This window comes from Paracoccus tibetensis (genome assembly GCF_900102505.1).
In the GTDB taxonomy this organism is placed as follows: Bacteria; Pseudomonadota; Alphaproteobacteria; order Rhodobacterales; family Rhodobacteraceae; genus Paracoccus; species Paracoccus tibetensis.
The window spans coordinates 148,412-161,893 of the sequence record NZ_FMVT01000004.1; the positions used below are offsets into that span (position 1 = coordinate 148,412).

Sequence of the window (13,482 nt, forward strand, 5' to 3'; positions counted from 1 at the left end):
GCGATCTCCGTCAGGCGACGTGCGGCAGAGACGCGCCGGGCTGGCGGGCCGGCGCGGGTGGCAGCGTCTGGCAGCGGGCCAGTGCCGGGACGTCGAGGATGAGGGCGACGGACCCGTCGCCGAGGATCGTCGCGCCGGCAAGGCCGGGCACGCAGCGGTGCAGCGGCGAGAGCGGCTTGATGACCGTCTGGTGCTGGCCGATGACCTGATCGACCACGACGCCGGTCTTGCCGCCCTCGGTCTCGAGCACCGCGACGACGCTGCCGCTGCGGGCGGTGCCGAAGATCCGGTCGGTCCAGAGCAGCGGCACCATCGTGCCGCGAATGTCGACGAAGTTCCGCCCGCTGGATGTCCCGGTCTCGACCTGCGCCAGCTCGACGCATTCCTCGACCGAGGCGACCGGCAGGATGCACATGGTCGCGCCGATGGCGACCTGCAGCCCCTCGATGATGGCCAGCGTCAGCGGCAGGCGCAGCGTGATGCGCGTGCCGCGGCCCGGCTCGCTGGCGATCTCGATGCTGCCCTGCAGGTCCGTGATCGTCCGCTTGACGACATCCATCCCCACCCCGCGCCCCGAGAGGCTCGAGACCGCCTGCGCCGTCGAGAGGCCCGGATGGAAGATCAGCTGGTCGATCTGGCCCGGCGTCAGCTCCTCCTCGGGGCCGACGATGCCGGCGGCCAGCGCCTTGGCGCGGATGCGGCCGCGGTCGAGGCCGGCGCCGTCATCCTCGATGGTGATGATCATCTCGCCGCCCGACTGGCGCGCGCAGAGGCGCAGCGTGCCGCGGCGCGGCTTTCCGGCCGCCTCGCGCGCCTCCGGCGTCTCGATCCCGTGGTCGATGGCGTTGCGGATGATGTGAACCAGGGGATCGCCGAGCCGGTCGAGGACCGTCTTGTCCAGCTCGGTCTCCTCGCCGCTGAGGACCAGCTGGATGTCCTTTTTCAGGCTGTCCGCCAGGTCGCGGACGACGCGGCGATAGCGGCTGAAAAGCTGGTCGATGGGCAGCATCCGCATGTCCATCGCGCTGTCGCGCAGGTCGGCGGACAGGCGCTCGACCTCCTCGACGATCGAGGAGAGCGCGGCGTCATGCCGGTGATGGGCCAGCGCGGTCAGCCGGGCCTGGGCGATGACCAGTTCCCCCACCTGACCCAGCAGCGTGTCGAGCCGCGCGGCGGAGACCCGGACCTGGCTGTCCGCCGGCTCGGCCGTCGCCGCATCGCGCGGGGCGGCGGCGGGCGCCTCGTCCACAGGCGCGCGAGGTCGGGCCGGCGCCTCGGGCATGGCGGGGGCGATCTCGGTGATGCTGACGACGCCCGGCTCGTCGACGAAGATAAACACGTCCTCGATGGCCGCGCGGTCCGCCGCGGTGGTCAGCGTCATCTGCCAGTGCATCGACAGCTGGGCCGGATCGAGCCGGTCCAGGTCCGGGACGGCGCCGGTCAGCGGGGTGACGAGGCAATCCCCCAGCCCGCGCAGCTCGTCGATCAGCGCCAGCGGGTTGGTGCCGAAGGCCAGCGCCGTGGGCGGCAGGCGCAGGTTGATCATCACCTGCCGCATGTCCGGCTGCGCCTCCGGCGCAAGCGGCGTGGCGGCGGGCACGCTCTCGGGCGCGGCCCCGGTCAGCTCGCGCAGCGCGGCCAGCAGGTGCAGCGTCTCGGCCTCGTGTTCGACGCCCGGCGTGAAGAGAAGCCGCCGCAGGTGATCGCCCGCGCGCAGGAAGACACCGACGAGGCGGGGACCGAGCGGCACGCGCCCCTGCCGGACCAGCTCGAACGTGTCCTCCAGGTGATGGGCGAAGGCCGCCATTTCGGCCGGGCCGAACATCGCCCCCGAGCCCTTCAGCGTGTGCAGCGCGCGGAAGGTGGTGTTGATCAGGGCCGCGTCGTCGGGACGCGCCTCGAGGTCCAGAAGCGCCGCCTCGAGCTGCTCGAGCAGGTCGCGGGCCTCGTCAAGGAAGGTCTGGGTGGCATCAAGCAGGCTCATGTGGCGCTCTTTCGGGAAAGGGGGATCAGGCGGGACCGACGAGCTTGGCGACCACCGCCCGCAGCTTGGCCGGGTCGAAGGGCTTGACCAGCCAGCCGGTCGCGCCGGCGGCCTTGCCCTCCTGCTTGCGGGCCTCGTCGGATTCGGTGGTCAGCATGACGATCGGCACGCCCGCGTAGTCCGACAGCGTCCGGACCTGCCGGATCATCGAGATGCCGTCGAGGTTCGGCATGTTGAGATCGGTGATGATCAGCGAGAACGGCGCGCCGTTCAGCTTGCTCAGCGCGTCCAGCCCGTCGACGGCCGCAACCGCGCTGTAGCCCGCCGATTGAAGCGCGAAGGTGACCATCTGCCGGATGCTGGCAGAATCGTCGACGCAGAGGATGGGGTGAGGCATCGGATGCTCCTTGAGCAGCGGGAGAGGGAGGTTCAGGCTCTGTCGGCGGCTGCCGAAAGGCCGCCGGGGTCAGCGCGCAGGCCGGCGCGGCGGGCGGCCTCGGCGACGGCGGGCGAGAGGGTCAAGGCAAAGTCGCGCCCCGCTGCCCGGCAGCTCTTCTGGGAAGCGATGATGATCTGCAGCAGGCTGACATCGGTTTCCTCGACCGCGCTGGCGTCGATCCGGAACGCGGCGCTTCCGCCATGAAAGGCGGCGCGGCAGTCGCGGTGGATCGCCTCGGCCTGCACCAGCGTGCAGCGGGCCGGCAGGGCAAAAGTCGTTGACGCGGGCGCTGCGTTCGCGCCCGCGCTCTCGCTGGAATGTCCGGCTTCGGCGGCGACGGGCTTCTGATGTAAGTTCGCAAGTTGCGATTGCATGGCTGACCCTCGTTTCTCCTTCGCTGCTCTTGCCATGAGCACGGCACGCAGTCCTGCTTCGGAAAGGAGAGGAGGGTCAGGCGGAAGCAGAGCGGCCGCTATACGAAGCGGCCATTCCTCTGCGAAAGGATAGGATCAGGCGCAGCGGTGAAGGTCGTTTCCCGCGGACCGGAGGGGTAATGTGCCCAACACGGCGACGAGCCGCGGGATCTCCAACAGCCCAAACGGAAAGACGCGCATGGCTGTCTGCCATGCGCGTCCTTCCGTTGGGATTTTGCAGCCGGTTTAGAACGCCGCGATCATCGCCGCGAGGACCGCGAGACCAGCGGCGAAGGCCGTGACCTTCAGCGCCAGCTGCGGTTTCGGACGGGCGGCCTCGGCACGCTCGTAGCTGCGCGTCGCGAAGGCCGACGGGATGGTCGGGCCACGGTAGCTGTTGCTCTCGCCAGTCATGTTCCTGTCCATCGCACCACACCTCCCCCTGTTTCTACCCCGGGACAAATGCCCGGTGCAGCACCTGCCTGACAGGCTGGTTAACGATCCGTCACCCATGCCTCGCCAGAGGCTCTCCCGAGGCTTGGGCGCGGGTGTCAGTCGCTGTATTCGACGAAGCTGGACGCGCACATCGTGCGGTCAGCACTGCATGTGACGTAGGGAACAGGCTGCTCCACCGGCGCGCAGGCAGAAATGCAAACAATGAGAACCAACAACCGCAAGACACGTCCCTCCGACAATCTGCAACGTAACGCGGCAGACCGGTTTTGGTCCCATATCTAATTGTACAGTTTTTACCAGCGCCAGACGGCACCGGCGGAAGCTGCGTGTTTGAGGCGGGACACCAAGGCAACGGCGCGACCTGCGACCAAGTTCCGCACTGGTGGCGCCTGTCCTGCTGGCCTAGCCTGACCGCTGAAGTCGCGTCATGGGGTCACGATGCCGAACGTCCGCACCTGCGTCCCGAACCCGGGTCTCATCCTGTCGCAGCGGGCCCGTGCATGCCGCGCCTGATCCTGGTGCTGGGCGACCAGCTGACGCATGACGGTGCCGCGCTGCGCACTGCCGCCGAGGGCGACCTGATCGTCATGGCCGAGGTCACGGACGAGGCCACCTATGTCCGCCACCATCCCAAGAAGATCGCCTTCCTCTTCGCTGCCATGCGCCGCTTCGCCGGCGAGCTGCGCGACAAGGGGCACCACGTCGCCTATACCCGCCTGGACGATCCCGAGAACAGCCACTCGATCCCCGGCGAGCTTCTGCGCCGCGCGGCCGAGCATGGTGCGGAGGGCGTGCTGGTCACCGAGCCCGGCGAGTGGCGGCTGATCGAGGCGCTTCACGACCTGCCCCTGCCCGTCACGCAGCTGCCCGACGACCGCTTCTTCGCCTCCCATGCCGAGTTTGCGGCCTGGGCCGAGGGCCGGCGCGAGCTGCGGATGGAGTGGTTCTACCGAGAGATGCGCCGCAAGACTGGCCTGCTGATGAACGGCGACGAGCCGGAGGGCGGCAAGTGGAACTTCGACCACGACAACCGCAAGCCCGCCGCCCCTGACCTGCTGCGCGCGCCCCCGCCCTCCTTCCCGCCCGATGCGCTTACTAAGGAGGTGCTGGCCCTTGTCGAGGCGCGCTTCGCGGATCACTTCGGCGACCTCCTTCCCTTCGACTATGCGACCGACCGCGAGGGTGCGCTGAAGGCGATGGCGCATTTCATCCAGCACTCGCTGGACGAGTTCGGCCCCTACCAGGACGCGATGCTGACGGACGATCCGTTCCTGCACCACTCGGTCCTCTCGCCCTACATCAACGCCGGCCTCCTGACCGCGTTCGAGGTCTGCGAGGCGGCAGCAAAGGCCTATGCCGAGGGGAAGGTGCGGCTCAACTCGGCCGAGGGGTTCATCCGCCAGATCCTCGGCTGGCGCGAGTTCATGCGGGGGATCTACTTCCTCGAGGGGCCGGACTACCCCAACCGCAACGTGCTGCGCCACGACCGCGACCTGCCGCCGCTTTATTGGGGTGCGCCGACGAAGATGCACTGCCTGTCGCAGGCGGTGGGGCAGACGCAGCGCCACGCCTATGCCCATCACATCCAGCGCCTGATGATCACCGGCAATTTCGCGCTGCTGGCGGGCTGCGATCCTCATCAGGTGCATGAATGGTATCTCGAGGTCTACATCGACGCCTATGAATGGGTCGAGGCGCCGAACACCATCGGCATGAGCCAGTTCGCCGATGGCGGGCTGGTCGGCAGCAAGCCCTATGTCAGTTCCGGCAACTACATCAACAAGATGTCGGACTACTGCGCGGGCTGCGCCTACAAGGTCAGCGCCAAGACCGGCAAGGACGCCTGCCCGTTCAACCTGCTCTACTGGGACTTCCTCGACCGCCACCGCGACCGGTTCGAGAAGAACCCCCGGATCGGCCGCATCTACGCGACCTGGGACCGGATGGACGAGGCGCGGCGCCAGACCATCCGCGCCGAGGCGGCCGACTTCCTCGCGCGCATGGACGCGGACGAGACGGTCTGACCTTGACCCCGCCCGGCCCGCGCGGGAAGCTCCGCGGGCTTCATCGGGAGGGCGCCATGGATTGCACCTGCGGACATCACCACGCGCCGGCGGCGGACACGGGCGGGGCCGAGATCCCGCTGACGCGCCCGCTGGTCGCGCTGCACGGGCGGCTGATCTGCCGGGACGCGGCGCAGATGATGCTGGCGCTGGACCTCCTGCCCGAACATGCCCGCCTCAGCCGCGCCGAGCCCGGCTGCCTGCGCTTCGAGATCGCGCAGGATGACGACCCGCTGGTCTGGACGCTGGATGAGGTCTTCGCGGATAAGGCCGCCTTCGCCGCCCATCAGGACCGCGCAAGGGCCAGCGAGTGGGGCCTGCGCAGCACGGATCTCGGGCGCGACTTCCACCGCCACGCGCTTCTGCCGCGCCTGCGCCCCGAGGCGGCGGGCGACACGGCCGGTATCGACGCGCTGCTCAGTGCCGCGTTCGGCGGAGGGGACGAGGCCGCGCTGGTCCGCGCGCTGCGGGCGGCGGGCGATCTGACCCATTCCCTCGTTGCCCATGCGGGCGGGGTGCCGGTGGGCCATGTCGCCCTCTCGCCGCTCGCGGCCAAGCGTCCCGCCCTCGCACTGGCCCCGCTGGCGGTTCATCCGGCGCTTCAGGGGCGCGGGATCGGCACCGCGCTGGTGCGGGCGGCGCTGGAGGCGGCGGGTGACCGGCCCGTGGTCGTGCTGGGCGAGCCTGCCTTCTACGCCCGCTTCGGCTTTGCGCCCGCCGATCTCGCCTCGCCCTATGCCGGCGCGCATCTGATGATCCGGGGCAATCTGCCGGCCGGCAGCGGCATCGCCCATGCGCCGGCCTTCGCGACGCTCTGACCCACGGGCTTGCACGCCTGCCTTCAAGCCGCCACATCTTGGCAGCAAGCTAGGAAAGGACCAATGATGGCGATGATGCAGTTTGACGCGGCCGAGCGCGTGGCGGGACAGGGCGAATTCGGCGAGCTGCCGGAATGGGACCTGACCGATCTCTACCCCGCCCCCGACAGCCCCGAGCTGAAGGCCGACATCGCCGAGCTGGGAGCCCGCGCCTCCGACTTCGCCGCCCGCTATCAGGGCAAGCTGGCCGAGCTGACGCCGGGCGAGATGCTGGCCTGCATCGAGGAAAACGAACGGATCGACATCCTCGCCGGCCGCATCATGTCCTATGTCGCGCTGCGCTATTACCAGAACACGACCGACCCGATCCGCGCCAAGCAGATGGGCGATCTTCAGGCGAAACTCACCGACCTGACGACGCCGCTGGTCTTCTTCGGGCTCGAGTTCAACCGCATCCCCGAGGACCGCTATCAGCAGGTCTTCACCGCCGCGGACGGCCCCGCCCGCTACAAGCCCGCCTTCGACCGGATGCGCGCGATGCGCCCGCACCAGCTCTCGGACGAGCTGGAGCAGTTCCTCCACGACAACTCGGTCGTCGGCGCCGCCGCCTGGAACCGCCTTTTCGACGAGACGATGGCCGGGCTGACCTTCGACGTCGCGGGCGAGACGATGGGCCTCGAGGCGACGCTGAACCTGCTGACCGAGCACGACCGCGGCCGGCGCGAGGCCGGCGCCCATGCGCTGGCGAAGGTCTTCGGGGCGAACGTCGGCCTGTTTTCACGCATCCACAACACGCTGGCGAAGGAAAAGGCGATCGAGGACAAGTGGCGCAAGATGCCCTCGCCCCAGCACGGCCGGCACCTGTCGAACCATGTCGAGCCGGAGGTGGTCGAGGCCCTTCGCAACGCCGTCACCGCTGCCTATCCGCGCCTGTCGCATCGCTACTACGCGCTGAAGGCCCGCTGGCTCGGCCTCGACAAGCTGCAGGTCTGGGACCGCAACGCCCCCCTGCCGACCGAGACGCCCCGCACCATCGACTGGCCCGAGGCGCGGGCGACGGTCATGGACGCCTATGCCGGCTTCTCTCCGAAGCTGGCCGAGCTGGCGCAGCCCTTCTTCGACCAGGGCTGGATCGACGCCGCTGTGAAGCCCGGCAAGGCGCCCGGCGCCTTCGCCCATCCCACGGTGACCACGGCGCATCCCTATATCCTCTTGAACTACCTCGGCAAACCGCGCGACGTGATGACGCTGGCCCACGAGCTGGGGCACGGCGTCCACCAGCGCCTCGCCGCCGGGCAGGGCGAGATCCTGGCCTCGACGCCGCTGACGCTGGCCGAGACGGCTTCGGTCTTCGGCGAGATGCTGACCTTCCGCACGCTGCTGGCCAAGACCACCGACCCGGCGCAGAAGAAGGCGCTGCTGGCCGGCAAGGTCGAGGACATGATCAACACGGTCGTCCGCCAGATCGCCTTCTACGACTTCGAATGCCGCCTGCATGCTGCCCGCGCCGAGGGCGAGCTGACGCCGGACGACATCAACGCCCTCTGGATGGCGGTCCAGCACGAAAGCCTCGGCCCGGTCTTCGAGTTCATGCCGGGCTACGAGACCTTCTGGACCTATGTGCCGCATTTCGTGCACTCGCCCTTCTACGTCTATGCCTATGCCTTCGGCGACGGGCTGGTGAACGCGCTTTACGCCGCCTACGAGGACGGGCTGCCGGACTTCCAGGCCAAGTATTTCGAGCTGCTGAAGGCGGGCGGGTCCAAGCACCATAGCGAGTTGCTGGCGCCCTTCGGGCTGGACGCGTCGGATCCGGCCTTCTGGGACAAGGGCCTGTCGATGATCGAGGGCTTCATAGACCAGCTCGAGGCGCTGGAGGACTGATGGCTGCGCGGGGCGGCGTCTGATGCCCCTGCCCCGCGCGCCCGACCGCCTGCCCGGCGAGATGGCCGAGGCGCTCGGCCATGCCGTCGCCAGCTTCGGCTTTCTCGAGGAGGCGCTGAAGCGCGCCATCTTCTCGCTCACGCGGCAGGACATCGAGCCGGCGGACGAGGCCGCGCTGGAGCGCTGGCTGCGGCGGATGGAGGAGATCGCGGACGACACGCTCGGCACGCTGATCGACAGCTTCCTGGCCGCCGCCCGGCGCGCCGGGGTCGAGGATCACGCGCAGCTCGCCGCCGATCTCGCCGCGACACGGCTCATGCGGAACCTCCTCTGCCACGCCTCCTGGCGGCCGGGGGCTCAGCCGGGCCACTGGCACCCGACCTTCATCAACACCAGGGGCGAGCGGCACCCGCACGACATGACGCCCGCCGACCTGCACGCGGTGCGGGCCGAGACGCTGCGGCTGGCGCGCCGCGTCGTGTCGATCATGCGCGCCACCGGCATCGACGGGCAGTGGGCCGGGCATGAGGACGACTAGCCGGGCCTCATCGGCGCGGGTGCGGCTTTCGCGCGTTGCAAGGTTCGGCGCGCCGCGCTAACACCCGGCAAATCCTGCAAGCGAGGAAGTCATGTCGTCCCCCCTTCGCCTCGGCATCGCCGGGCTCGGCACCGTCGGGATCGGTGTCGTCAAGATCGTGCAGAAACATGCCGACCTGCTGGCGCAGCGCGCCGGCCGCCCCGTCGCCATCACCGCGATCTCGGCCCGCGACCGGATGAAGAACCGCAGCGCGGACCTGTCGGGCTATCGTTGGGCCGAAGACCCGATGGCCGTTGCCACCGCCGATGACGTGGACGTCTACCTGGAGCTGATCGGCGGCGACAACGGCATCGCCAAGGACAGCATCGAGGCCGCGCTGCGCGCCGGCAAGGACGTGGTGACTGCGAACAAGGCGCTGCTGGCCGTCCATGGGCAGGAACTGGCGGCGCTGGCCGAAAGCCTCGGCCGGGTGATCCGCTTCGAGGCCGCCGTCGCGGGTGGCATCCCCGTGATCAAGGCGATGACCGAGTCCCTGGCCGGCAACCGCATCACCCGCGTCATGGGCGTGATGAACGGCACCTGCAACTACATCCTGACCCGCATGGAAAGCGCCGGCCTGCCCTACGAGGCGGTCTTCGAGGAGGCGCGCCAGCTGGGCTATCTTGAAGCCGACCCGACGCTGGATGTCGGCGGCATCGACGCCGGCCACAAGCTGGCGATCCTCAGCTCGATCGCCTTCGGCACGCAGGTCAGCTTCGACGCGGTCGAGCTGGAGGGGATCGAGCGCGTCAGCATCGACGACATACACCGCGCCCGCGACATGGGCTACCGCATCAAGCTGCTGGGCGTGGCGCAGATGACCGCCCGGGGGCTGGAGCAGCGCATGTCGCCCTGCCTCGTGCCGGCGGACAGCCCGCTCGGCCAGCTGGTCGGCGGCACGAACATGGTCGTGATCGAGGGCGACAGCGTCGGCCAGATCGTCCTGCGCGGCGCCGGGGCCGGCGAGGGTCCGACCGCAAGCGCGGTGATGTCCGACATCGTCGAGATCGCGCGCGGCGTGCGCCTGCCGGTCTTCGGCCAGCCCGCGGCCTCGCTGCTGGCGCCTCAGCACGCGCGGACCGCGGTGCCGGCGGCCTATTACATCCGCCTCGAGCTGCAGGACAAGCCGGGGGCGCTGGCGAAGGTCGCGACGGTGCTGGGCAATGCCGGGATCTCGATCGACCGGATGCGGCAATACGGCCAGCACAGCCCGGACAGCGTGCCGGTGCTTGTGGTGACTCACAAGACGACGCCCGAGGCGATCGACTTCGCCATCGAGGCCCTGCCCCGCACGGGCGTTCTGGTCAGCGAGCCGGTCGAGCTGCGGATCGAGGAAGTCTGACCCGCACCGCGCGCCCTCGTCGAGGGTGGCGCGCGGACCCTCTTAAGTAGAAGACCGATGCCCGTTCAACGGGTTGCCTTGGCACGCCGCGATCCGCGCGGCCGATGCCTAAAATACGCATCAAGATTCGTTCGCAATGCGCTGTCTTTTCTCACATAGCATCAAGGAAAGGTAAATTTAAGGAAGGGGTAACCATGTTCATGACCACAACCCTGGCGCACTACCAGATGCCCCTGCTTCAACTGGCATCCGTCGGGGTCAAGACCGAAATCGGCGCAGACCAGCGCAGCGTCTTCGTGCGGCCGATCACCTCGATCAGTCCGCTGACCGAGCTGCCGAAGGCGCAGATCGTCCAGAAGCCCGAGAAGACGACCCTGCCCTTCGAGTTCAAGCAGTGGCTCGCGCGCATCCAGAATTACGAGGCCACCGCAGGTCGCGAGACGGCCCGCCCCAGTGCGCCGCCGGCCCAGATGGCCGCTGCGCCGGAAGCCGCCCCCGCCACCCAGGAACCCGCAGCACAGCAGGCCGAGCCCGAGGCGAGCGCGCCGGAACCCGCGGCTCCGCCCGCCGAGCCGGAACAGCCGCAGGCAGCACCCTCGGATGCGTCCAGCACGGCCACGGCACCCGAGCCGACGCCCGAGCCGGTCGCGACAGTCCCGGCTGAGCCCGCGCCCGCACCGGCTCCCGAAGCCGCGCCGACCCCGGCTCCGACGGCCGGCACGCAACCTGCAGCGGCCCCGGCGCCATCTGCTGAACCGACGGCGGCACCGACGACGTCCACGACGACCGCACCCGCCACGTCGTCCAACACGTCAACCGGAACGACTTCGACGACGACGACGCAGCCAACCACGACGCAGCCGACCACGACGACCTCGGGCAGCGGCGGCGGCCTGCTGGGCCGCCTGCTGCGCTAGGACAGCCTTGACCTGCGCCCTGTCGTTCCGGCGGGGCGCAGGTGGATCCGCGTCAGCGCACCTTGGCGGTCAGTGCGGCGACGCCCGGAAGCTCCTTGCCTTCCATCCATTCGAGGAAGGCGCCGCCAGCGGTCGAGATGAAGGTGAAATCCGCCGAGGCGCCGGCCTTGTTCAGCGCCGCGACCGTGTCGCCCCCGCCGGCCACCGACACCAGCGAGCCCGCCCGCGTCAGCTCGGCCGCCGCCTGCGCCGCGGCGTTCGTGGCGCGGTCGAAGGGCTCGATCTCGAAGGCCCCGAGCGGGCCGTTCCAGATCAGCGTGCGGCAGGCGGTCATCGCCTGGCGCAGCGCCTCGACCGTCTGCGGCCCCGCGTCGAGGATCATCGCGTCCTCGGGGCACTCGGCCACCGGCAGCACCTCGTTCTCGGCGCCGGCCTTGAACTCGCGCGCCACCACGATGTCCACCGGCAGGTGGATGCGGCAGCCGGTCGCCTCGGCCTTCTCCAGGATCGCGCGCGCCGTGTCGGCCATGTCGCGCTCGGCCAGCGACTTGCCGACCTCGACGCCCTTCGCGACCAGGAAGGTGTTGGCCATGCCGCCGCCGATGACGAGGTGGTCCACCTTCTCGACGAGGTTGGTCAGCAGGTCGAGCTTGGTCGAGACCTTGGCCCCGCCCACCACCGCCATCACCGGGCGTTGCGGATGGCCGAGCGCGGCGTCCAGCGCTTTCAGCTCGGCCTCCATCAGAAGGCCCGCGCCGGCGTTCAGAAGCCGCGCCAGTCCCTCGGTCGAGGCATGGGCGCGGTGCGCGGCCGAAAAGGCGTCGTTCACGAAGACCCCGCCGAGCGCGGCCAGCGAGGCGGCGAAGGTGGCGTCATTGGCCTCCTCGCCGGCATGGAAGCGCGTGTTCTCCAGCAGGCCGACATCGCCCTTCTTCAGCGCGGCCACGGCCCGCTTGGCGGTGCCGCCAATGCAGTCCTCGGCGAAGGTGACCGGCTGGCCAAGCGCGGCCTCCAGCGCCGGGACAACCTGGCGCAAGCTCATGCTGTCCACCCGCTGGCCCTTGGGACGGTCGAAATGCGCGAGCAGCACCGGGATGCCGCCCCGCGCCTGGATCGCGCGCACCGTCGGCACGATCTTCTCGATCCGGGTGGAGTCGGTGACCTGCCCGTTCTCGACCGGCACGTTCAGATCGACGCGGGTCAGCACGACCTTTCCGTCCATTTCCAGATCGTCAATGGTGTGAAACTTGGCCATGTCGCGTCCTTCCGGGGGCTTGGGGGCGTTGGCATGGCTTGTCCCGCATGGCGCGTCCGGCGTCAACTCTGCGTGAGCCTGCGCTTTCCCGCCGCGCCGGGGCGCGTCACGGTTTCGCGCGTTGCGGCCCGCCGCGCCAGCCCCTAAGTCTGGGGCCGAACGACCGCAAAGGAGGGCCGCATGGCCGAGATCAAGGACCCCGAGAACACCGTCATCATCGAGCTGAAGGACGGCCGCGTCGTTGTCGAGCTGCTGGCGGACGTGGCGCCCAAGCACGCCGCGCGCATGAAGGAGCTGGCCCGCGCCGGCGCCTATGACAACGTCGCCTTCCACCGCGTGATCGAGGGCTTCATGGCCCAGACCGGCGACGTCGCCCATGCAAACATGGAGAAGGACTTCGACATCCGCCGCGCCGGCACCGGCGGGTCGGACCTGCCGGACCTGCCGGCCGAGTTCTCGAAGCTGCCGCACGACCGCGGCACGATCGGCGCCGCGCGCTCGCAGAACCCCAACAGCGCGAACAGCCAGTTCTTCATCAACTTCAAAGACAACCATTTCCTGAACGGCCAGTACACCGTCTATGGCCGCGTGATCGAGGGGATGGAGCATGTGGACAAGATCATGCGCGGCGAGCCGCCCGCGCAGCCCGACCGCATGATCAGCGTGAAGGTGGCCGCCGATGCATAAGCTCGCCCTGATCCTCGCCGCCCTCGCCCTGACCGCCGGCGTCGCCCTGGCGCAGGAGAACCCCGCCGTCGAGGACGGCCCCGGGCCGAACCTCGTGATCGAGGTCGCCGATGCCGAGGGCAATTCCAAGGGCACGATGGTCCTCGACCTCTTCCCCGAGGTCGCCCCGAACCATGTCGCCCGCCTGACCGAGCTGGCCGAGAGCGGCGCCTATGACGGCGTCGTCTTCCACCGCGTGATCGAGGGCTTCATGGCCCAGACCGGCGATGTGGAGCACGGCCGCCAGGACGGCGACACGGCGATGGCCGGCATGGGCGGCTCGGACCTGCCCGATCTGGAGGCCGAGTTCAGCGACCTGCCCTTCGAGCGCGGCACCGTCGGCATGGCCCGCTCGGCCAATCCGAACAGCGCCAACAGCCAGTTCTTCATCGACCTGGCCCCGGCGGGCTTCCTCGACGGGCAGTACACGGTCGTCGGCCAACTGGTCGAAGGCTGGGAAGTGCTGGACAGCATCAAGCTGGGCGATCCGGCCGCCAATGGCGCGGTCAGCGAGCCGGACTACATGCTCTCGGTCACGGTCGCCGAAACCGAAGAGTGACCTGACGGCGCGGGGGGCCGGCCGGGCCGGCCCCTTTCGCACTTGCAGC

General features: G+C 69.5%; 13 protein-coding genes. 8 read left to right on the forward strand and 5 right to left on the reverse strand.

All coding sequences use genetic code 11. The annotated features are described in order from the left end of the window. Positions 1–10 precede the first annotated feature (10 nt). The 4 genes from BLP73_RS06960 to BLP73_RS19335 form a co-directional block, all read right to left on the reverse strand. Complete coding sequence (locus BLP73_RS06960) at positions 11–1,984, reverse strand: chemotaxis protein CheA (RefSeq protein ID WP_090741730.1); 1,974 nt, start codon at positions 1,982–1,984, stop codon at positions 11–13. 25 nt (positions 1,985–2,009) lie between these two features. Then, positions 2,010–2,381: a response regulator gene (locus tag BLP73_RS06965; RefSeq protein WP_090741732.1), complete on the reverse strand. Its 372-nt coding sequence runs from the start codon at positions 2,379–2,381 to the stop codon at positions 2,010–2,012. Positions 2,382–2,413: 32 nt separating this feature from the next. After that, a complete protein-coding gene (locus BLP73_RS06970; RefSeq protein ID WP_175453265.1) occupies positions 2,414–2,797 on the reverse strand; it encodes an STAS domain-containing protein in 384 nt (127 codons plus the stop codon). Between the two features lie 285 nt (positions 2,798–3,082). Continuing rightward, positions 3,083–3,250 carry a hypothetical protein gene (locus BLP73_RS19335; protein WP_175453266.1) on the reverse strand — a complete coding sequence of 56 codons (168 nt, stop codon included), beginning with the start codon at positions 3,248–3,250 and terminating at the stop codon, positions 3,083–3,085. 542 nt (positions 3,251–3,792) lie between these two features. Between BLP73_RS19335 and BLP73_RS06975 the strand changes: the two genes are divergently transcribed. From BLP73_RS06975 to BLP73_RS07000, 6 genes are all read left to right on the forward strand, one after another. Continuing rightward, positions 3,793–5,316 carry a cryptochrome/photolyase family protein gene (locus tag BLP73_RS06975; protein ID WP_090741736.1) on the forward strand — a complete coding sequence of 508 codons (1,524 nt, stop codon included), beginning with the start codon at positions 3,793–3,795 and terminating at the stop codon, positions 5,314–5,316. Between the two features lie 56 nt (positions 5,317–5,372). Continuing rightward, entirely contained in the window at positions 5,373–6,173 is an 801-nt protein-coding gene (locus BLP73_RS06980) for a GNAT family N-acetyltransferase (RefSeq protein WP_090741739.1), read from the forward strand. A 66-nt stretch (positions 6,174–6,239) separates the two neighbouring features. Beyond that, positions 6,240–8,057 carry a M3 family oligoendopeptidase gene (locus BLP73_RS06985; protein WP_245686578.1) on the forward strand — a complete coding sequence of 606 codons (1,818 nt, stop codon included), beginning with the start codon at positions 6,240–6,242 and terminating at the stop codon, positions 8,055–8,057. A 22-nt stretch (positions 8,058–8,079) separates the two neighbouring features. Next, positions 8,080–8,595, forward strand: coding sequence for a hypothetical protein (locus BLP73_RS06990; protein WP_090741743.1), 516 nt, complete (start codon positions 8,080–8,082; stop codon positions 8,593–8,595). Between the two features lie 91 nt (positions 8,596–8,686). Further along, positions 8,687–9,976, forward strand: a complete 1,290-nt coding sequence (locus tag BLP73_RS06995) for a homoserine dehydrogenase (RefSeq protein ID WP_090741744.1) — start codon at positions 8,687–8,689, stop codon at positions 9,974–9,976. Positions 9,977–10,170: 194 nt separating this feature from the next. Then, positions 10,171–10,893, forward strand: coding sequence for a hypothetical protein (locus BLP73_RS07000; RefSeq protein WP_090741747.1), 723 nt, complete (start codon positions 10,171–10,173; stop codon positions 10,891–10,893). Between the two features lie 52 nt (positions 10,894–10,945). Here the strand turns inward: BLP73_RS07000 and BLP73_RS07005 are convergent, their stop codons facing one another. After that, positions 10,946–12,148 (reverse strand): phosphoglycerate kinase, encoded by a 1,203-nt coding sequence (locus BLP73_RS07005; protein WP_090741749.1) that lies wholly within the window; start codon positions 12,146–12,148, stop codon positions 10,946–10,948. Positions 12,149–12,328: 180 nt separating this feature from the next. Between BLP73_RS07005 and BLP73_RS07010 the strand changes: the two genes are divergently transcribed. Both BLP73_RS07010 and BLP73_RS07015 read left to right on the forward strand, forming a co-directional pair. Next, the gene (locus tag BLP73_RS07010) at positions 12,329–12,835 is read left to right on the forward strand and encodes a peptidylprolyl isomerase (protein WP_090741751.1); all 507 of its coding nucleotides are present in this window, start codon (positions 12,329–12,331) and stop codon (positions 12,833–12,835) included. Beyond that, positions 12,828–13,433 carry a peptidylprolyl isomerase gene (locus tag BLP73_RS07015; RefSeq protein WP_090741753.1) on the forward strand — a complete coding sequence of 202 codons (606 nt, stop codon included), beginning with the start codon at positions 12,828–12,830 and terminating at the stop codon, positions 13,431–13,433. The genes BLP73_RS07010 and BLP73_RS07015 overlap by 8 nt, the downstream gene beginning before the upstream one ends. The last annotated feature ends 49 nt before the right edge of the window (positions 13,434–13,482 follow it).

Bases quoted from the DNA above. Each gene is read 5' to 3' on its own strand.
- BLP73_RS06960 (WP_090741730.1), bottom strand. From the start codon at position 1,984: ATGAGCCTGCTTGATGCCACCCAGACCTTCCTTGACGAGGCCCGCGAC.
- BLP73_RS06965 (WP_090741732.1), bottom strand. From the start codon at position 2,381: ATGCCTCACCCCATCCTCTGCGTCGACGATTCTGCCAGCATCCGGCAG.
- BLP73_RS06970 (WP_175453265.1), bottom strand. From the start codon at position 2,797: ATGCAATCGCAACTTGCGAACTTACATCAGAAGCCCGTCGCCGCCGAA.
- BLP73_RS19335 (WP_175453266.1), bottom strand. From the start codon at position 3,250: ATGACTGGCGAGAGCAACAGCTACCGTGGCCCGACCATCCCGTCGGCC.
- BLP73_RS06975 (WP_090741736.1), top strand. From the start codon at position 3,793: ATGCCGCGCCTGATCCTGGTGCTGGGCGACCAGCTGACGCATGACGGT.
- BLP73_RS06980 (WP_090741739.1), top strand. From the start codon at position 5,373: ATGGATTGCACCTGCGGACATCACCACGCGCCGGCGGCGGACACGGGC.
- BLP73_RS06985 (WP_245686578.1), top strand. From the start codon at position 6,240: ATGGCGATGATGCAGTTTGACGCGGCCGAGCGCGTGGCGGGACAGGGC.
- BLP73_RS06990 (WP_090741743.1), top strand. From the start codon at position 8,080: ATGCCCCTGCCCCGCGCGCCCGACCGCCTGCCCGGCGAGATGGCCGAG.
- BLP73_RS06995 (WP_090741744.1), top strand. From the start codon at position 8,687: ATGTCGTCCCCCCTTCGCCTCGGCATCGCCGGGCTCGGCACCGTCGGG.
- BLP73_RS07000 (WP_090741747.1), top strand. From the start codon at position 10,171: ATGTTCATGACCACAACCCTGGCGCACTACCAGATGCCCCTGCTTCAA.
- BLP73_RS07005 (WP_090741749.1), bottom strand. From the start codon at position 12,148: ATGGCCAAGTTTCACACCATTGACGATCTGGAAATGGACGGAAAGGTC.
- BLP73_RS07010 (WP_090741751.1), top strand. From the start codon at position 12,329: ATGGCCGAGATCAAGGACCCCGAGAACACCGTCATCATCGAGCTGAAG.
- BLP73_RS07015 (WP_090741753.1), top strand. From the start codon at position 12,828: ATGCATAAGCTCGCCCTGATCCTCGCCGCCCTCGCCCTGACCGCCGGC.